The organism is Clostridium senegalense, assembly GCF_018916625.1.
Lineage (GTDB): Bacteria > Bacillota > Clostridia > Clostridiales > Clostridiaceae > Clostridium_J > Clostridium_J senegalense.
On record NZ_JAHLNC010000002.1, the window covers coordinates 217,209 to 237,967 of the forward strand.

Annotated in this window: 19 protein-coding genes and 1 pseudogene; 5 read left to right on the forward strand and 15 right to left on the reverse strand. The window is 27.5% G+C overall.

The features are described 5' to 3' along the window. The first annotated feature begins 10 nt into the window (after positions 1-10). Complete coding sequence (locus KQI36_RS06215) at positions 11-319, forward strand: hypothetical protein (protein ID WP_010294368.1); 309 nt, start codon at positions 11-13, stop codon at positions 317-319. Positions 320-380: 61 nt separating this feature from the next. On the opposite strand, the gene KQI36_RS06220 is transcribed toward KQI36_RS06215, so the two are convergent. Next, positions 381-1,676: a M18 family aminopeptidase gene (locus KQI36_RS06220; RefSeq protein ID WP_216450135.1), complete on the reverse strand. Its 1,296-nt coding sequence runs from the start codon at positions 1,674-1,676 to the stop codon at positions 381-383. A gap of 244 nt (positions 1,677-1,920) precedes the next feature. Between KQI36_RS06220 and KQI36_RS06225 the strand changes: the two genes are divergently transcribed. Continuing rightward, on the forward strand, positions 1,921-3,105 hold the full coding sequence (locus KQI36_RS06225) for a cation diffusion facilitator family transporter (protein WP_216450137.1): 1,185 nt from the start codon (positions 1,921-1,923) through the stop codon (positions 3,103-3,105). A 221-nt stretch (positions 3,106-3,326) separates the two neighbouring features. After that, positions 3,327-4,427 (forward strand): PRK06851 family protein, encoded by a 1,101-nt coding sequence (locus KQI36_RS06230; protein WP_216450139.1) that lies wholly within the window; start codon positions 3,327-3,329, stop codon positions 4,425-4,427. A 180-nt stretch (positions 4,428-4,607) separates the two neighbouring features. Here KQI36_RS06230 and KQI36_RS06235 read toward each other — a convergent pair whose 3' ends face one another. Next, positions 4,608-6,365: a MutS-related protein gene (locus tag KQI36_RS06235; protein ID WP_216450140.1), complete on the reverse strand. Its 1,758-nt coding sequence runs from the start codon at positions 6,363-6,365 to the stop codon at positions 4,608-4,610. Between the two features lie 449 nt (positions 6,366-6,814). Here KQI36_RS06235 and KQI36_RS06240 point away from each other — a divergent pair, with 449 nt between their 5' ends. Further along, the gene (locus KQI36_RS06240; protein ID WP_061994152.1) at positions 6,815-7,099 is read left to right on the forward strand and encodes a hypothetical protein; all 285 of its coding nucleotides are present in this window, start codon (positions 6,815-6,817) and stop codon (positions 7,097-7,099) included. Positions 7,100-7,332: 233 nt separating this feature from the next. Here KQI36_RS06240 and katG read toward each other — a convergent pair whose 3' ends face one another. Together katG and KQI36_RS06250 are read right to left on the reverse strand one after the other, a co-directional pair. Then, positions 7,333-9,528, reverse strand: coding sequence for a catalase/peroxidase HPI (gene katG / locus KQI36_RS06245; RefSeq protein WP_216450141.1), 2,196 nt, complete (start codon positions 9,526-9,528; stop codon positions 7,333-7,335). Between the two features lie 389 nt (positions 9,529-9,917). Continuing rightward, complete coding sequence (locus tag KQI36_RS06250) at positions 9,918-10,430, reverse strand: DUF3189 family protein (RefSeq protein ID WP_216450143.1); 513 nt, start codon at positions 10,428-10,430, stop codon at positions 9,918-9,920. Between the two features lie 362 nt (positions 10,431-10,792). Here KQI36_RS06250 and KQI36_RS06255 point away from each other — a divergent pair, with 362 nt between their 5' ends. Next, a complete protein-coding gene (locus KQI36_RS06255) occupies positions 10,793-11,419 on the forward strand; it encodes an HD domain-containing protein (protein WP_216450144.1) in 627 nt (208 codons plus the stop codon). Positions 11,420-11,567: 148 nt separating this feature from the next. Here KQI36_RS06255 and KQI36_RS06260 read toward each other — a convergent pair whose 3' ends face one another. The 11 genes and pseudogenes from KQI36_RS06260 to arsD all read right to left on the reverse strand — a co-directional run bounded on the left by KQI36_RS06260 (position 11,568) and on the right by arsD (position 20,750). Beyond that, positions 11,568-12,242 carry a Dph6-related ATP pyrophosphatase gene (locus KQI36_RS06260; RefSeq protein WP_216450146.1) on the reverse strand — a complete coding sequence of 225 codons (675 nt, stop codon included), beginning with the start codon at positions 12,240-12,242 and terminating at the stop codon, positions 11,568-11,570. Positions 12,243-12,736: 494 nt separating this feature from the next. Beyond that, complete coding sequence (locus KQI36_RS06265) at positions 12,737-13,888, reverse strand: MFS transporter (RefSeq protein WP_216450148.1); 1,152 nt, start codon at positions 13,886-13,888, stop codon at positions 12,737-12,739. 39 nt (positions 13,889-13,927) lie between these two features. Next, positions 13,928-14,158: a thioredoxin family protein gene (locus tag KQI36_RS06270; RefSeq protein ID WP_216450150.1), complete on the reverse strand. Its 231-nt coding sequence runs from the start codon at positions 14,156-14,158 to the stop codon at positions 13,928-13,930. Positions 14,159-14,187: 29 nt separating this feature from the next. Continuing rightward, entirely contained in the window at positions 14,188-15,204 is a 1,017-nt protein-coding gene (locus KQI36_RS06275) for a permease (RefSeq protein ID WP_216450152.1), read from the reverse strand. Between the two features lie 200 nt (positions 15,205-15,404). Continuing rightward, on the reverse strand, positions 15,405-15,689 hold the full coding sequence (locus tag KQI36_RS06280; RefSeq protein WP_342357376.1) for an ArsR/SmtB family transcription factor: 285 nt from the start codon (positions 15,687-15,689) through the stop codon (positions 15,405-15,407). 105 nt (positions 15,690-15,794) lie between these two features. Further along, positions 15,795-16,244, reverse strand: coding sequence for a hypothetical protein (locus KQI36_RS06285; RefSeq protein ID WP_216450154.1), 450 nt, complete (start codon positions 16,242-16,244; stop codon positions 15,795-15,797). A gap of 20 nt (positions 16,245-16,264) precedes the next feature. Continuing rightward, on the reverse strand, positions 16,265-16,705 hold the full coding sequence (locus tag KQI36_RS06290) for a LytTR family DNA-binding domain-containing protein (protein ID WP_061994162.1): 441 nt from the start codon (positions 16,703-16,705) through the stop codon (positions 16,265-16,267). 820 nt (positions 16,706-17,525) lie between these two features. Beyond that, positions 17,526-17,789: a hypothetical protein gene (locus KQI36_RS06295; protein ID WP_216450156.1), complete on the reverse strand. Its 264-nt coding sequence runs from the start codon at positions 17,787-17,789 to the stop codon at positions 17,526-17,528. A 542-nt stretch (positions 17,790-18,331) separates the two neighbouring features. Further along, positions 18,332-18,505 (reverse strand): annotated as a pseudogene (locus tag KQI36_RS06300) (arsenate reductase/protein-tyrosine-phosphatase family protein); the annotation flags it as partial. Between the two features lie 78 nt (positions 18,506-18,583). Then, complete coding sequence (gene arsA / locus KQI36_RS06305; RefSeq protein WP_216450157.1) at positions 18,584-20,329, reverse strand: arsenical pump-driving ATPase; 1,746 nt, start codon at positions 20,327-20,329, stop codon at positions 18,584-18,586. 40 nt (positions 20,330-20,369) lie between these two features. Then, on the reverse strand, positions 20,370-20,750 hold the full coding sequence (arsD, locus tag KQI36_RS06310) for an arsenite efflux transporter metallochaperone ArsD (protein ID WP_216450159.1): 381 nt from the start codon (positions 20,748-20,750) through the stop codon (positions 20,370-20,372). Positions 20,751-20,759: the final 9 nt, after the last annotated feature.

Sequence of the window (20,759 nt, forward strand, 5' to 3'; positions counted from 1 at the left end):
GAGGTAAATAATGTCAAACATACTTGTTATAATTTTACTCTTATTAGCAGGACTACAATTTTTCTTTGCATTTTTCATGCCTTGGAAAAAACTAGCTGATACATTTGAATCTAGTGGAGCTAAAATAAAAAATAAAAATAAATTTATTATAACTCAAAAAATACTTCATTTTTTAGTAGGGGCTTGCGTTTTATTAATAACATATGTTTCCTATAAAAATGATTTTCAACTTAATAAAGTAACAATAACACTTATTATTTCTCTTATGATTTTAGCAATTCTTCCAACTTTAAATAAAAAAATCAATATAAAATTTTAAAAACAAAAAAACTATCCAATAAGTTATATTTTGCCTATTGGATAGTTTTCTATTTTACTAATTATAAATTATAAAACTCTAAAAATGATTTCATAACATAAGTGTGATCATCTACTCCAGCTAACTCTCTTATAGAGTGCATTGCTAAAGTAGGGTTTCCAATATCAACTGAACGTATATTTATATGAGTTGAATTTATTGGTCCTATTGTTGATCCACCTCTTAAGTCTGAACGATTAACAAATTTTTGAACCGGAACTCCAGCTTTTTTACAAACCATTTCATATACTGCATCTGAATCTGCATCAGTTGTATATGCTTGATTTGCATTTACTTTTATAACTGGTCCTTTATTTATAAGTGGTCTACTTGTTGGGTCATGCTTTCCTGGATCAGCTGGATGAATAGCATGAGCATTATCTGCTGAAATTATAAATGATTTCGCCAATGCTCTAAAGAATTCTTCTCTTCCTTTTCCTAATGATAAAACTATTCTCTCTAAAATATTTGAAAGCATCTCAGAGTCTGCACCTTGTTTTGTTGAACTACCTATCTCTTCGTTATCATAACAAACCATTACATTTGTGCCATTAGTTGTGTTAGCATTTATTAATGCTTCTATACCTGCATGAACCATTTGTAAGTCGTCTAACCTTCCCATAGATATAAACTCATCATTTAATCCAATTATGCTTCCTTTTTCGTACTCATATAAATATAAATCAAAATCTATAATTTCTTCTTTATTAACATTTAACTCATTAGCTAATACATTTAATAAATAATTTCCTTTTTCAAGTTCTTCATTTACTAATGAAAGTATTGGTAATGTATGCTGCTGAGCATTAATATCAAAACCTTTGTTTACATCCCTGTTCATATGTATTGCCATATTAGGAATTATTAATATAGGTTTTTTAACATTAACTAATTCTGATTTAGGAAAAAGTATATTATCGCTTTTTAAAATTACCCTTCCTGCTATAGATAACGGCCTATCAAACCAAGTACTTAATATTGGTCCACCATAAATCTCAGTATTTAATCTAATATAAGAATCTTCAACTGTCATTTCACAGTTTGGTTTTATTCTAAATGTTGGAGAGTCAGTATGTGCTCCAACTAATTTAAATCCATGTTCTTCAATTTCACCATTACCTACAGTAAAAGCTACTAATGCGGAATCATTTTTAGTTGTATAATACTTTCCACCTTTTTCTAAATCCCATTTAGAACTTTCTGACAATTCAACAAATCCTGATTTTTCTAATTTCCCTTTTACTGACTTAACTGCATGAAAAGCTGTAGGGCTTTCATATAAGAAATCTATAAGTTCTTTTGCAAATTTTATCGCCATAATACGAACACCTCCAAATTTAAATTCCAATTCTAGTATAACATATTAAAAATACCTAAGCATATGAAAAAAGTAATAGTTTAAAATTTAACTATATAGGATTTTTATGTAATTATTAAATTAATTAATCTAAGACTTAGTTGAGTTAATATCTAAGATATACTAGTTATTTCTTTAATATATCTAATATGTTATAATTTAGTATTGAAATTTTATGGGTATACTAATTTTGGAGGTGCTTTTTTTGTTTTCAAATTTTTTAATTAAAAAATTCGTAAAAAATTATGATGATGTAAAAAATAAAGAAGTAAGAGAAAGATATGGTTATTTAGGTGGTATTATAGGTATCTTAGTAAATCTATTTCTATTTATAATTAAACTATCTGTTGGACTTATAAGTAATAGTATAGCTGTTATTGCAGATGCCTTTAATAATTTATCTGATGTAGGCTCTTCTGTAATAACTATATTTGGATTTAAACTTTCTAGTAAACCAGCAGATAAAGAACATCCATTTGGACATGGACGTATAGAATATATTTCTGCTTTAATTGTAGCTTTTTTAGTTATGTTAGTAGGATTTCAATTTATTTTATCCTCTATAGATAGAATTAAAAATCCAACTACTATAACTTTTGCTTGGATACCTTTTATATTAATACTAGTTTCTATCTTATTTAAATTATGGCTCAGCATATTTTATAAAAACCTTGGAAATAAAATTAATTCTTCTGCTTTAAAAGCAAGTTCTGTTGATGCTATCAGTGATGCAATTTCATCTAGTACAGTTGCCTTATCCTTATTTTTATCTAAATTTATTTCTTTTCCTATAGATGGTTATATGGGAATTATAGTTTCTTTAATAATTCTTTATGCTGGATTTAATCTAGTAAAAGATACCTTAGATCCACTTCTTGGCTCTGCCCCTGATGCTGAGTTAGTTGAAAATATACAAAAAGAAGTTTTAAAATATAATGAAATTCATGGTGTTCATGATCTACTAGTGCATAACTACGGGCCTGGAAGGATAATGGCTTCAATTCACGCTGAAGTTCCTTGTGATATTTCTATCATCAAAATACATGAAATAATTGATGCAGCAGAAAAAGAAATTTCAGATAAATTAAATATATTCTTAGTTATACATATGGATCCAATTAACACCAATGATGAGGAAATCTTAAACGATAAGCTTTTAGTTGAAAACTTACTATTAAAATTTCCTATAATTAAATCTATTCATGATTTTAGAGTTGTAGGTGAAGGTGATATTAAAAATATTATATTTGATGCTGTAATAAATTCACATGAAAATCTTTCTAAAGATGATGAAAATAATTTAATTAAAAGTCTTAATGATGAAATAAAGAAAATTCATTCACATTATAATCTTTTAATAACAATTGATAGAGACTATTTAGGAATTTGATTTTTTCCTCATTAAAAATTAATTTTTAAAATCTGTGATTTAGGAATAACAGAAATTATATTTTAGTTTCTGTTATTTTTTCGCTTAAAATCCATAATATTTGTATTTATTTTACAATTAATGCATAAATTAATATAAGAAAAATAATTTAACTATATTGGGTTAACTTATATATATTTAGTGAATATTATATATAGATAACAAATTTGGAGTGTGGTTTTATGTCAAAGAAACAAAAACATTACTTTTTAGGGGGAAATACTTCAGTAGGATTTTACTCTCATTATGATTATATTCTGCCTCAAAATGAAGCTAGAAGAATAATATGTATAAAAGGCGGCCCTGGAACTGGTAAATCATCTTTAATGAAAAAAGTAGGAAACTTATTTTTAGATAAAGGTTATACTGTAGAATTTCACCACTGCTCCTCTGATAGCAATTCTTTAGACGGTGTTGTTATTAAAGGCTTAAATATAGCTTTATTAGATGGAACTTCTCCTCATGTTGTTGATCCAAAAAATCCTGGAGCAATTGATGAAATATTAAACATGGGACAGTGCTGGAATGAAGATGGTTTTAAAGAATATCGTGAAGATATATTGGCTGTTCAAGATAAAATAAGCAAAAAATTTAAAAGAGCATATAGATTTTTAGCTGCAGCTAGAAATGTATATGAAGATTGGTATACTTTTAATAGAGAAACACTAGATTTTAATAAAGTTAATCATTTAAAGGAGAGCCTTAAAAATGAAATTTTCTCAGATGAAATTTCTTCAGTAGGCTTTGATAGACACTTATTTTCAACTGCATTTACTCCTGGCGGTGTTATAAGCTTTATTCCTAATCTAATAGAAGATGTGGAAAATGTTTATATATTAAAAGGTGCTCCTGGCGTTGGTAAAACTGAAGTATTAGCCTATTTAGCTGATGAAGCAGTAAAACGAGGTCACTATGTAGAAGTTCTTCACACACCATTAATGCCTGAAAAAATTGAGCACATCTTAATTCCTGATCTTAATACAGCTATAGTTACATCTAATGAAATTAACAAATTAGCTACTCAAGGCATTGTATATGATATGAATAAATTTTTAGATGAAGCATTAATAAAAGCTAATAAAGATGAAATAGAATATGTAAAAAATACTTTTTATATTCTTCTTAACAAAGCATTGTCTTGTATACAACAAGCTAAACATCTTCATGATGATTTAGAAAGTTATTATATTCCTAATATGAATTTTGATAAGATAGATGATGTATCTAATGAAATAATACAACGTCTACTTCAATATGAAAAAGAATATTTAGCTGAAAAATAATAAAAAGTTGGTATACATATGGATTTAAATCCATATATTTACCAACGAAGATTTTTATAATAATTTAACATTATTAAGTTAGTGAACAGTGGTTTATAACTTAGGAAATTGACTTTCTGTTTCCTATAAAGCTCTCCACTGTTCACTTTTATTTTTCATGTTAAAATAATATTACCCACTTTAATTTAAAGCTTTTTCTGATTCCATAGTTGCATTATCGGTTATAACTTTAGGATACCCTAAGTATTTTAAAAGTTTTATAGCATTACCTGATTTACATACTCCATTTTTAAGCTTATAATCAAACACTAACCCTTCTTGCTCATCTACATCTTCACAGAAATAGTAACACTCATATTTTTCTTTAGATACTTCTGTTAGTTCAATATCATGGGTTGCTACTAATGGTATTGCATTTTTATCAATAATATATTTTATTATCTCTCTTGCTGATGCAATTCTTTCTATTGGGTTAGTTCCTCTAAATATTTCATCTACCATGCATAATCCAGTTATATCCTCATCTATACTATTTAAGATTCTAAGCAATGCTTCACATTCACCTAGATAATAACTTGTTCCAGTATTAACATCGTCAGATACGCTTAAAGATGTTATAACCCTTAATAAACTAGCACTATATTCTTTTGCAACAACTGTATATATAGTTTGTGCAAAAAGCGCATTTATACCTAGCATTCTTAAGAATGTAGATTTACCTGCCATATTAGAACCAGTCAATATAACACCTTTTCTATCTAAAGAAAGCCCATTTGAAACAGCATCTTCTATTAAAGGATGTACACCCTCTACTATCGAAAGTTTCTTCTTTTCATCTACAAAATTAGGTTTGCAATAATACTCTAATCTTTCTCTATAACTGGCTATAGAAATAAGAGCATCTATTTCTCCAACTGTTTTATAAACTTCTATCAATTTGTCTCTATTTTGTTGTATTGTATCTATTATATCGTAATATCCTCTTATTTTTGTTAAAAATAAGACATTTATATACTCTATAAATACATCTGCCCCTTCACTAGCCATTAAATATGTTGCCTTACGTTCTATAACATTAAAATACTTTATATTTTCTTTTAATATATTTTGATGTTCTAATAATGCGCCATTACTCTTAACCTTATTTAACCCCTTTGCACAAGTTATAAGACTTGCAGCATAAGCTATTGAGCTTACTTCATCTTCTATTTGTTTTTCAGATTTATAGTTTATAGAAGAGTTTAATGCAAAGCTTCCAAATAAAAACAACAATGCTTTAGCTCCTATAAAAAAGAACATAATTAATGCTACTATTGGAAGTAATGCTGCCAATTTATAGATATATTTCTTTGCTTGAACAATATTAGTTTTACTATTAAATAAACTTATAATGTTTCCTTTTCTTTGTTTTCCAAGTGATAATAATGCTACCTGACTTTCCTCTCTCAACGTATCATTTTCTCTAAATTCTTCAATAATTTTATCACGATTTAAAAGCTCTTGTACTTTTGTTTTAGGTGTTCTTAATATGTAATACAGAATTTGTTGCCCTGCTGTTGTAATTGCAACATCAATTTTTGAAAATACATCTTTTAAGTCTAAATCACTAGCACTCTGATCATCTAATATGTAGTAATCTTTTTCTTTTAATTCTTCTGGGTGAAATTTTTCAAAGAAATTCTCAATTCTCTTAAAATCCCTTTTTTCATTCTCTCCATAAGGCCATTCTTCTTTTAGTTTTATCATTTTTTCTATTTTTTTATGTTTTCTATAAAAATACATAGTAATCGCTATAAATATAAGAATAACTATAAATCCTATACCATAATACATAGGAGACTTTTCTCTGCCTAAATAAAACGTTCCTACAACGGATCCAAAAGTTATTCCTAAAAAAAACATAAAAATGGTTTTAGCCATCATTAACTTACTATCCATTAACTCTCTCCCCTTCATTTTTTTATTTCCATATTCAAGTAAACTTCTATCTTAAACTGCATATAAATTTAAAAGCTCTTTAAACATCCTATATATCAAAATTAGTTTATACTCTAATTCTAAATTTTTCAAGAAAAAATTATATAAAGCTATTAGTAACTAATACTTTTTACAACAATCAAATTTTAAAATCATATATTTTAAATTATTCAAACTGATCTCGTTGCTTTTTTGTAAAAATATAGATATATAAACTAAATTTTAAACTTGTGTCCCTATATATCATAGTGTATAATAATTTTTTTAATTAAGAAAACTATATATTCACAACCATATTTATAGTGAAATAATATTAACTTATGCATATGAAAATAAATAAGAGACCAAATGTTCTAAGCATATTAGTCTATCATTTATTTGATTATGACTTATATTAAAGGAGATTTTTTATGTTTGAAATAATTGAAAGAGATTTAGAGGATATTTTAAAAGAAAAAATTAAAAGTTGCAATTTTGCAATTGAAAATATTGATTCTTTAGAAAGTATAAAACATATGGATAAAGTATATTTATCTAGAGCACAATTTAGACTTACTCTAATTAAGGAATTTAATCATGATGATACCTATGAAGAAGTATTAAAAGATGTTGAGGAAGCCTTAAAGATAAACCCAAACAACTTAAATGGACAAAAGCTAAAAGTAGAAGTTGAAGAATTACTTAAAAATAGTTAAATAAAATTTATATGTTATATTAAACAAAACAATAGGACAAAAATTGCTAAGCATTTTTTATGTTTTATAAAAAGTTACAGCTTACTCATATCCGTCTATTAGTAGATTCTATTACTTATATTTAATGCTAAATTTATAATATAAATTTTTTCATAATAATTTTTTCCTCACACATTATCTAAAAATAGCTAGTAAAATTTTTATTATTTTACTAGCTAAAATTTAATCAATATTTATTTTTTTATATCAAAACGATCTGCATTCATTACTTTATTCCATGCTGTTACAAAATCTTGTATGAACTTTTCTTTATTATCATCAGATGCATAAACCTCTGCAACTGCACGCAACTGTGAGTTTGAACCAAATATAAGGTCAACCCTTGTTGCCGTCCACTTCACATTTTCTGTTTTCCTATCATACCCTACAAACTTTTCTTTAACATTCGGTAAAGCCTTCCACATAGTATTAATATCAAGAAGATTTACAAAGAAATCATTTGTAAGACATTCTTCTCTATCTGTAAACACCCCCTCCTGTGACTGCTTATAATTAGTGTTCAACACACGCATACCACCAATTAATACTGTCATTTCTGGAATAGTTAATGATAATAGTTGTGCTTTATCTATTAACATTTCATCTGCTGTTACTTCATAGTTATCTTTCATATAGTTTCTAAATCCATCGGCCTTAGGTTCAAGTACATTAAATGACTTTATATCTGTTTCCTCTTGGGTTGCATCCGTACGTCCTGGAATAAAAGGAACAGTTATGTTATACCCTGCATTTTTTGCAGCTTTTTCTATGCCAACACATCCACCTAATACAATAATATCAGCTAAGGAAACCTTTTTATCCTTTGAATGTGCATTATTAAAACTACTTTGAATTTTTTCTAGTACTTTTAATATTTTGTTAAGCCTTTCTGGCTCATTAACTTCCCATTCTCTTTGTGGCTTCAATCGTATTCTTGCCCCATTTGCCCCTCCACGTTTATCTGACCCACGAAATATTGATGCAGATTCCCATGCCGTTGTTACAAGGTCTGATATTGATAAGCCTGAATCTAAAATCTTTTTCTTAAGCTCTGAAATATTCTTTTTATTAATCAATCTATAGTTAGCTTTTGGGATTGGATCTTGCCAAATAAAGCTTTCTTTGGGAACTTCTGGTCCAAGATATCTTGATATGGGTCCCATGTCTCTATGAGTTAATTTAAACCAAGCACGAGCAAAATCTTCTTGAAACTTTTTAGGATTTTCTAAATAGTCCTTTGCTATCGCTCTATAAATAGGATCATAAATAAGGGCTAAATCCGCCGTGGTCATCATAGGCCTATGCTTTTTTAACGGATCATAAGCATCAACTACCATATCCTCTTCTTCAACATTTTTTGCTAACCATTGATAGGCTCCTGCTGGACTTTTAACTAATTCCCACTGATATTTAAATAATGTTTTTAAGTAGCCCATTGTCCACTTTGTTGGCTCAGCCTTCCATGCTCCTTCAAGCCCACTACCTATTGTATCTGGACCTTTACCAGTTTTATAGCTATTTTTCCATCCTAAACCTTGCTGTTCTATAGGTGCAGCTTCTGGTTCTGGTCCAACATAAGTAGGTGATGCAGCACCATGACATTTACCAAAAGTATGTCCACCTGCTATAAGTGCAACAGTTTCTTCATCATTCATTGCCATACGAGTGAAGGTTTCCCTTACTTCTTTTACTGATGCCTTAGGACTTGGATCTCCATTTGGGCCCTCTGGATTTACATAAATTAAACCCATCTGCACAGCCGCTAAAGGATTTTCAAGTTCTTTATCCTCTTTATCACGTTCATTTCCAAGCCACTTTTTTTCACTTCCCCAGTAAATATCCTCCTGCGGTTCCCAAACATCCTCTCTTCCACCACCAAAACCAATTGTCTTTAGTCCCATAGATTCAAATGCACAATTACCTGTTAATATCATAAGATCAGCCCAAGATATTTTATTTCCATACTTCTTTTTAATTGGCCAAAGTAAACGACGTGCTTTATCTAAATTTATATTATCTGGCCAGCTATTAAGTGGTGGAAAACGTTGAAGCCCTTGTCCTCCCCCTCCTCTACCATCACCAATTCTGTAGGTTCCTGCACTGTGCCAAGCCATACGAATAAAAAATGGTCCATAATGGCCATAATCAGCTGGCCACCATTCTTGTGAGTCTGTCATCAACTTATATAAATCATTTTTTAGTTCGTAATAATCTAGCTTTTCAAATTCTTCAGCATAGTTAAAATCATTAGACATAGGATTACTTTTCTTACAATTTTGACGAAGAACATTAAGCTTAAGCTGGTTTGGCCACCAATACTCATTAGTAGTTCCTTCTCCTGCTACTGCTTTACTTCTTCTTCCTGTCATAGGACATCTTATTTCTGACATAACATTATCCTTTCTTATATAAATACTATTACAGTAAATTATATAAATATTTAACTATTACTATGCCTTAATTCGTAGATAGTAAATATTAAAATTTTTAGTTATATCAGTACTTTATACAAAACAATAGACAAAATCTAAAAAGTAGATAATTGCTTAAAATTTACTAATATCAAGTTAATTTATTTCCATGAAAATAAAAACCTTGAATCTACAAATATGTATTTTCAAGGTCTAGTTATATTTTTATAGTTAATAAGACTAATTTATTAATTATAAATATTTATGTACACACTAATATGAAAAATTCTCTAATAAAATTAATTTTAAATCCTTAATTTTTTAATATATCAGATTTTATATAATATATATTACATTTGTCTTTAAAATTATTTTTTCTTAAATTCCTTATTATCTAAAATAATAACCTCTGACTTATCTTCCTTTGCTTCTTTTTTTGTATTATTTACAAGTTTTATAATATCCTTATATGATTTTTTTGCTCCCTTTATAAGCAAAGGTACTCCTATAAAATCAATTTTTAACATCCTAGAAAATAGTCCACCAAAAGTCATTGGTAATGGCACCGTTGGCGACGTATTAGAAAATATAATTTTCTCATTTAATAGATTTTGTTTATTGAGCATAGAAGCTAAATTATATAATCCTGGAATTAAAACTTTTGAACGTCCTCTACCTACAACATAGACTTCATTTCCATCTTTATCACTACCATAACAAAAAAGTTCTCCACGATTTCCATATACTAACTTATTAAAGTTAGGCAAATTCAAGATTTCATCCTTAGTCGGCTCTCGAGTTTCATCTAACATTTCTAAGTGATAAGCCATTGCTAGAATAGATGAGTGGGTTCCTCCATAACAGTTGTATATATATATCATTAAAATCACCTAATTTCTTATTTTTAATTTCTTCTAATGATTGTAGTATATACATTAACTATTGGAATTAAACAGTCCTTAAACAATTTTTATACACGTTCTTCAATTTTTCTATAATCCATTACCACTATCAAACCTAATTTCTTTTTAATTCCAGCAGCACAATAATATAACCATATAAAATGCCTGTCTCAACTAGTATAATTATATGATTTACCCAGATCCCCTATATCCTCAGCATTATTATATTCTTCTTTATCCATATATATTTTTCAAGTTATGTTATAATTAGTTAAATTATTACTTAAAATATAACATTCAACACTAAATAATTCTAAGTTGTGTTCAAAGGAGATTGAGATATGAAACTTTGCAATAAAAAAAGCGTGCCTTCATTAGAAGAAGCTCAATTAATTTTAAAAGAAGCTGAAAAGTTGAACCCAGGTCCATGGGTAAATCATTCTATATATGTAGCAAAAGCAGCAAGATTAATAGCAGAGAAAACAGATAATCTAGATCCGAACTTAGCATATGTTTTAGGTTTGCTTCATGATATAGGTCGAAGAGAAGGCATATATGCTATGAGACATGGAATAGATGGATACAATTATGCAATTAATAAAGGCTATGATTTAGTAGCAAGAACTTGTTTAAGCCATACAGCATTTAAATATAATAATGAAGTTGTTATTGTAGGAAAATGGGACGGTACAACTGAAGAATATAACTTTGTAAAGAAGTACTTATCAAATACAGAGGAAACAGATTATGATAAATTAATAAAATTATGTGATTACTTATCTCTTCCAAGTGGATTCGTTTTGATAGAAAAAAGAATTGTGGATATGGCATTAAGAGCCGGATTTAATGAATATACAATTCCAAGATGGAAATCAACCTTTGAAATTAAAAAATATTTTGAAGAAAAAATAGGAACATCTATTTATAATATTTTACCGAATGTAAAAGAAAATACTTTTAATTCTTAAAATAAGCAAACTCTATGTCATAAGTTAATGACAATTTTATTATATAATTAGAATGTAAAATTATTTAATAAATCAAACGCTTTATTAAATAGCAAAATTCATAAAAAGCCTTAGAATAATTAATTAGTTATTCTAAGGCTTTCTTCTATTATATTTCTAAAGTTAGATACATATACTGTCCATCTGAAGTAATATCTCCCTCTTTAACTTTTATTTCTTCTTTAAAAAGTGGCCCTGCTATAACTGCAGTATGAAATTCCCCACCTTCTCCACAAGGATCAATCCCTCTTTCTTCAAGTTCTTTCATATAATCAAAAGTAAGTACTTTTCCAAGGTCTTCTTTCTTCATTCCTTTTTTTGTATCAATTGTTATAACCTTAGTTATAAATCCTAAAGAGATAAATTCCTTAACTACTTCTTTGTGATCCATTTTCCAAAGAGGTATTCCAAGCTCAAGTCCCACACTATGAGCAACCCTTTCATGCCAACACTCATTCTCTGGAATATCAATATCCCCTGTTACAAGAACTTGAGCTCCTTGTCCTTTTGCTTCTTTTAATATTTCTACAAATACTTTTTCATAGTTATCCCAATTTGCTGCTCCTATAAAAAGAGGTATTCCTATTGCTTTTGCTTGTGCTTTAAGTACATCTGCAAATAAACTATGAGCTCTTGACCTTTCCCCGTCTTCTTCCATCATTACAATAATCCCTAAAGCTGTCCCTTGTTTCATAGCTTTGTATAAAGCTAAAGTACTGTCTTTGCCACCACTATATGAAGCTATAAATTTTTTGTTCTTAGCACCATCAATCCAATTCTTCATTACTATACCTCTACTCCTAAATTCATATGTTTTTCTATAATTTTTCTTGTGTGTTAAATATATTTTAGTCTTTTTAAACATTATTAATTAACTTCTATAATTCATTTATAATTAAATTTTCCCTATTCATCTTTAAAAATGAATTATATTTTAAATTATACTATAAAAGATTTAAAATCATATTAAAAATCTTGATTATTTATGGTACTCTTCCACATATTAATAACAAGTAATGTTTTTACTTATAATTAAATCTCTTCTATATCTACTATATAATTTAGACCTAGATACCTAAGATATTAGCCTTACTAAAAAATATATTTTTTGTTATATAAAAATATACAACTCTATAATTAATATATGTATTGAAGGATGTAATACTATATATATTTCTTACTGCAATATCACTTTTTAATGTCAACTAAACATCATATTTTTAATTTCAAAACATATATATTACATCCTAAGTAATATATTTAAGGTCTAATATATACTTATCTATTATCTATTATTTTTGTTGATATTATAGCAACAATAACCATTGCAATAGATGATATAATAAAAATTATTTCTATTTCTCTATTTTGCAATAGCATACCATTTAAATTTGTTCCCACAGCTCCACCTACAAACATACAAAATGAAGCTAATGACATAGCAGTACCTCTATACTTAGGTAATCTTTCCTGTGCAGTATTAACTAAAGTTGATTGCATTGCTATAAAAGCTAATCCAAAACCAATTAATCCTATTGATATAAAAGCTATATTAAAAGACTTAGCTATAGTAAATAGTGAAATTGCTCCAACTAAGCCTGCCACCAATAAGAATTTACTTTTTAACTTTGCTTTTATGCTAGGTGCCATTCTTCCACCTATAACTGTTGCTAATCCAAATAAGGTTAAAATTAGACCTACTATTAAAACATTATATCCCGTTCTTCCCTCTACTAATTGACCTGTATATGTAAAACTTCCAAATACGCTAAATCCAACTAAGAAAATTGTTCCTACAATCATTAAAAGCCCTTTATTTTTTAATGCTTCTTTATATGTATATATAAATTGAATTTTATCTGCACTTCCCTCACTTTTAGGCAAAACTTTAAACATAACTAAAGCAATTATTAGTTCAGCTAATCCATAAATAAAATAAACTAATCTCCATGAACCTAAATATGCCATAGTTCCTCCAATAGCTGTAGCTGATGCACCACCTAAGAACATCATTCCCATAACTTTACCTAGTGACTTTTGTCTATTACTATCATCTGAATTTTCTCCAACTAGAGCCATTGTCACAGGAAAAATTCCAGCCCCAAATGCTCCATTCATAGCTCTTAAGAAAATAAGTGAAGGTAAACTAAAAGCAAATGCACCTAACATACTAAATATTGCTGTACCAAAAGATGCAATATTTATTACTCTAGTTTTGCCATACTTATCTCCTAAGGGCCCAATAATTATTGTAAAAACTCCGAATGTCAACATATATGCTGTAACAGACATTGCAGCTTGGCTTAACGATATATTTAAATCAGTAGCTATACTTCCTAACAATGGTGATACTGCATAGTTATCACCATTTGCAAAAAAAGCCATAATTCCTAATATTAAAATCATTTTGTTTCTTTCTTTTTTATCCATACCATTCATCCTTTGTTAAAATTAATTTTTATAAATCTTCTATTTTAAATACTTTTTAATTTCTTCTGAATCTAAAACTCTTCCATAAAATTTAACTTTTTCATTTACAACTAAAGCTGGTGTCTTCATAATACCATATTTCATAAATTCTTTTATATCAGTTACTTTTATAATTTCTGTCTCTATTCCTAGTTCTTCTACTGCTTTTTTTGTATTAGCCTCTAACTTTTTACAATTCATACATCCTGGTCCTAAAACTTTAATTATCATAATATAACAACTCCTTTAATTTAAATTATTTATATGAATAAATATCCAAATGCATTAAATGAATATCCTATTATCAGTATTCCAACTGCTACAATGCCTATAAATATAGCTAATAGCTTTGGTTTTACTACTTTACTTAGCATTATCATAGATGGTAATGAAAGTGCTGTAACTGCCATCATAAATGATAAGATAGTTCCAACGCCTACACCTTTTAAGAATAATGCTTCTGCTATTGGTAACGTTCCAAATATATCTGCATACATTGGTATTCCAACACCTGTTGCCATTAATACAGCAAATGGATTATTATCCCCTAAAATATTTTCTATTATATTTTGTGGTATCCAATTGTGTATTACTGCCCCAATTCCAACTCCAACTAATATATATATCCATACTTTTTTTACTATATCTAAAACTTGTCCTTTAGAATAAAGTATTCTATCTCTTCTAGTCATTTCTTCTAGCTCTATATCCGTATCTTCTATTTCTCTTACATAATCTTGAATATGACTTTCTAATCCTAATTTGTCTATAAGAGTACCTCCAATTACAGCTAAAATTAATCCTACAACGACATATGATGTTGCAATTTTCCATCCAAAGAATGACATAAGCATTAAAAATGATGCTAAATCAACCATAGGTGAAGATATCAAGAATGAAAATGTAACTCCAAGTGGTAATCCTGCTGATGTAAATCCAATAAATATTGGAATACTAGAACAACTACAAAATGGTGTTATTGTTCCAAGTAATGCCCCTAAGATATTACCCTTCACCCCTTTAATTCTACCAAGTATCTTTTTAGTTCTTTCTGGGGGAAAATAACTTTGAATATATGAAATCATAAAAATAAGTATAGATAATAATATAAATATTTTTATAGTATCATATATAAAGAAATGAATGCTTCCACCTAACTGTTCATCAATAGATAATCCAAATATATTATCAACTATATATTTTATAATATCAGATAGCCAATTCATCTTTAGTATTTGATTATTTAAAAATTCAAAAAAACTAGAAATAATATTCATTTTCTATTCCTCCTCTCAATTCATTTCTACTTATAACATATCAACTTTTTTTGATATGTTGCGTAAAATTTTTTCTTGTTATCTAACATAAAAAATAGTATAAATTTATACTTTCTAAACCTATTATATACTAATTCAAACAACATATCAACTTTTTTTGATATGTTGTTTGAACTTTATTCTATTATCTATTGATGTTCTTAATTTACAATTAAATTAAGAACATCAATAGATACATATTCTTTTAATTTGTCTTTATTAATACTATAATGATTCCATTTTCCACATCTCTCCATGGTAATAAGGTTAGAATCTAGTAACATCTTCAAATGATATGATAATTTTGATTGTGATATATCAAAATGTTCAACAAGAGAACATACACACATACTATCTTTTTTACTTAATTCTTTTAATATATTCAATCTTGTTATATCAGACAAGGCCTTAAAAACACTTTCACAATTACTCATTTGTATTTTCACTTTATTACACCTCACAAATATTATATAATTTATATTATATTGTAATAGCTCTATGATATAAAGTAAATACTATTTATATATTATGACTTCTTAACTACTAAATATTTACTTATTTGTACTTTGATATTTTTTCAACTTATTATTTAAATCATTTGTATCTACTAAATTCATAACATAAATACTATATCTCATAGCTATAATTGCACATTGAAGTATAATAAATAGTAGAACACCTAACCAAGGTTCTATTATAGGAAACCATTTAAATATTACTGCTGCTCCAACTATTAATATATTAGTTACTACAGTCCATAAAATTGTATTTTTTCTTTTCTTATCTTTTGAAAGAATATCATAATTTTTAAAAGAAAAATGTTCTATTAATGCAACTATAAAGGCTACAATACAAGTTTCCAGTAGAGTAAATATACTAATTGTAGTTACTCCTTTAATTAAATTTACTACTGAAATAAAAAATACTATACCTAACGAATATAAAGCCATTTTGGGTTTTACTTGTGATCCAAATTTATAAAATTTATTAAAAGCATTCATTATTAACTACCTCACTTAAATTATTTTCTTTCAAGTTTTTGTCTTAAAATAGGTGCATAATGCCTTGATACAATTACTTTTTCATTACTTTTCAAATAAACTTCAATTCTTCCTGAAGTGTAACTTTTAAGACTTTTTATTTTATGAAGATTTATTATAATAGATTTACTTATCCTTAAAAATCCAACATCTGAATAGCTACTTTCTATTTCAGCTAAATTTAATCCAGTTTGAAATACATCTTCCTTTGTATATACAAATACTTTTTCATCTACAGATTCACAATAAAAAACTGAATCTGGTGATAATAGTATTAATTCACTTTTTTCTTTAAACACACATAACTTTTGTGTTCGTGATTTTAATAAAGATAATATATGAAGCATTTCTTCATCTATGCTTTTGCATCTTAATATAATTTCATTTTCTTCTACATCTGTATGCTCAACAGTAATTTTCATTATTACCTCCAAAAACTTTAATAAGAATTCTTATATTTTTAGTATATATAGATTAATTTTAATTGGCAATTTTATGTTTCTAAGTTGTATTAAATATCCGGTAAGATACATTTCCACTATCAATTATTACTTTCTTAAGAATAAGAAAAACTACTAGAATTTAATATATCCTAGTAATTTTTTATACTGTTTATTAATGACTTGTAACAATATCAAATCCACTTTATTTATTGTGTACTGCTATTCTAAATTGTTATTATAATAATTGCTACTCTTTCACGGATTAAATTTAAAAGCAATTTTCAAAAATTCTCTTAAAAAAAATAAGGAATTCCTTTATACTAAATAATATAAAAATATTGACGCGTATAATTGTTCAGCGTGAAATCAAGTAATTGGTTTCACGCTTTATTTTTTGCGTAAAATATTTTAATTCACATATCATTATAAATATTTTATGTACGGTATTTTTAATGTCAATATTTTTGACTGTAATTGGTACATGGATAGGAAATAGGCAAGTGAGGTTTTTTATTTCTTCTTAAAAGTTTTCCAATATAAAATTACTATTATTAAAATAGCACTTATACCACTAATACAAATCTCTTCCCATCCATACTTTTGATATATCTTATATATAATTGGTGAAATACTAATCACCCCAATTATAGGAGCTACGATATTAATTATAAATAGATTTTTATTTAATCTACTTACATTATTCTCTTTCCTAGTAGAACCAATAGCTTCTACGATTTGAATAGTATAGTCATAGTGATTTTGAACTTGTTCTATTAGTCTATTAATTGTATATATTCTATCAACCTTTTTTATTATTTCCTAAAGTTAGATTTCCATATTTATTAACAATCTTTCTGAAATCCTTAATACTATCCTTACTTGTATTACTACATATAATTTCATAATTTATTATTTTATCTTCATCTATACTTCTTATCAAAGATTGTTTAATATTATCTTTATCTCTCATAATAACATAACTAAAGTTATCTAGTTTATAAACTTTAATTAGATTTTCATTGAATTCCCTTCTTTTAGTTCTTATAAATTTAAGTAATTCCACAATCAACTCTTGAATTTCACCACTTAACTTTATACTTTCTACTATAACCCTATATAATACTTCAAATCTTTCACTAAACTAATTAATAGATAATTTATTTCATAGAGTGCTAATTGCAATTTTAATTTATTAAGAATAAAACACTATTAATCGTGTGGTTTTTTATGATGAAAGTGAAGTTTACCTTAACATTATATCTTAATTAAATCTTAGTAAAAACTTTATTTACTTATGGTATAGTTCTCCTTGCATTACTTTAAATATATTAATTTTAAACTATTAAAAATGTAATATTATTTAATGTTGTTAAATTTTAATAATAACAAGAAAAAAATTAATCATATATTTCCTTTACTAATCAATTCTCTATTATAATAAAGTAGTTAAGCAAAGTCATATAAAAGTACGCTTGGTTCATTTACATATATTTTTTCTTTCATAGTATATCTCCTTGCAATGTCTAATACTACAACTAAGTAATGACTAGAATACTACCCTTTAATTCACCTAAACTTTTCTATTAATATTTAATTTTTAAGTATAACTCCATACATATCTCTTATAATCCTTACAGAATCTTGATTAATTTGTGATTTTATCTCAGTACCGGAAGAATATAAATCAAATATATCTAATGCAAACATTCTCCCTATTGCTTCTGCCATTTGTGACCTACAAGAATTATGTACACATATAAATGCTACCTTTGGTTTCATAAAATGTTCCTCCATATAAATTATTTTAAATATCTAAAAATCCACTACAAAAATCTATTATTCTGTAGTGGATTTTCTTTAGTTAATCAAATCATTAAGCTTTTCACCTTTAACTTCTTCTGGTATCCATTCTATAACTACAAAATTTTCATTAGATATTTCATTTACTTTATTGATCCATTGAATTTCATTACTTGCTTTTACTCTTAATATTTCATTAGTTGTATTTGTTGCATAAAAACTTGAGTTAATAACCCACCACTTGCTATGAATACCAGCCCTGTTTAGGTCGCATTGAAGTCTCATAGCTTCATATACTGGCGTAGTTTCAGCAAGCGTTATTATTATAACTTCTGTATGATTTTTATCTTTAAGCTTAGGTAAAAGTTTTTTAACAGACTCTGGAACATCACCCTGTGAGCGTTCAATTTCTTTATTATAACTTTGAGTTGATTCTAAAAGAAGTAAAGTATGACCTGTTGGTGCAGTATCAATAACTACAACTTCATTTTCTGATTTTTCAACAATGTCAGCAAAAGCTCTAAACACAGCTATTTCTTGAGTACAAGGAGATCTTAAATCCTCCTCAACATAAGCAATATCATCTTCACTCATAGTCTCTCTAGCTTTAGTCAATACCTCTTCTTTGTATTTTTCAAGCTCTTCCTTTTCATCTATATGACTTAATGTAATTCCATATCTTTCATCTAATACAAATTTTAAATGTGCTGCTGGGTCAGTAGTAGTCAAATGTACTTTTTTTCCTTTTTGGGCTAATCCTACTGCTATTGCAGCTGCTACTGTAGTTTTACCTACTCCACCTTTTCCCATTGTAAATATTACTTTCTTATTAGTACTATATAAATCTTCTATTATAGTGTTTAATCTATTCATATTATTAACATTTAACTTTTCATCATTATATTTAATGTTATTATTTTTTAAAAATGCTCTTACATTTTCTAGTCCTGTTACATTATAAGGCCTTAGTGGAATTTGAAATGTTTCAATATTTTTGAGATCTTCTGGCGCATCCATTATTGCCTTTTGTTGTTTTTCATAAATAGCATTAGAAAGGTAGTCATTATGACCCTCAAGTACACCATTTATGACTAAAATTTGATTGTTTATTCCTAGATCTTTAAGTTCTTTGCATGCTCTTTCAGCTTCCTTTAAAGGAGATGCCTCTGGACGTGATACAACTATAAGCGTAGTTTTTTCTTTATCAGCTAATGTTTTTACTGCTTTTTTATAAACTTCCCTTTTGCTTTCAAGTCCTGAAAGCTGACCTAAACATGATGCTCCATGAGTGCTTTCACTAATAAAATTGCTCCATGCTGATGGAAGTTGTAACATTCTTAATGTATGACCTGTTGGTGCTGTATCAAATATAATGTAATCATAAAATTTCGATGTTTCTTTATCAGTTATAAAAGTAGTAAATTCATTAAATGCAGCAATCTCAACCGTACATGATCCCGATAATTGCTCCTCCATATTTTTCAAAACTTCTTCTGGAAGTTTACCTCTATAAGGAGCTAATACACTTTCTCTATATTCAGCAGCAGCTTTTTCTGGTTCAAAATTTGCCACAGTAAGATTTGGAACCGATTTTATTTCAGTTCCTTTATTATTTAATTTTGTATTAAAAACATCTTGAAGATTTGAAGCAGGATCTGTACTTACTAAAATTACTTTCTTACCACTATCAGCTAAAGATATAGCTGTTGCACAAGCTGTTGAAGTTTTTCCAACACCTCCTTTTCCTGTAAAAAACAAATATTTAGTTAAATTTAGCTCTTCCGGATTGAAAAGTTTATTCATCTTAAATTCCTTCTTTCTAAAAAGTTTTATATACAATTACTTAACAACATCCACCCTTGCAGCAACATCCGCCTTCCTTTTTATCCTTGTTTAAAACTATTTCAGATATAACCTCCTTTGAAAGCCCTGAATATTTCGCAAATTCAGCATTAGTTAAATAATCATTAGTCTTAATTATTTCTCCATCAACAAGCGTTATTGGTAGTACATCCGTTCCCTTTGAATTTAAAAGTTTATTTACCTTTTGATTATCAATAAAAGCTTGAGGGTCTGAAGTTAAATTATGCCTAACTATATCTGCACCTTTTTTAGTAAGACTATTTATAGTTGTAGCAACTCTTAAAAGTTCCTTATTAACTGATGGACCACACACACCTGTTGAACAGCACATTGCTGGGTCAAAAATTTCAATTTTACTCATACACATTCA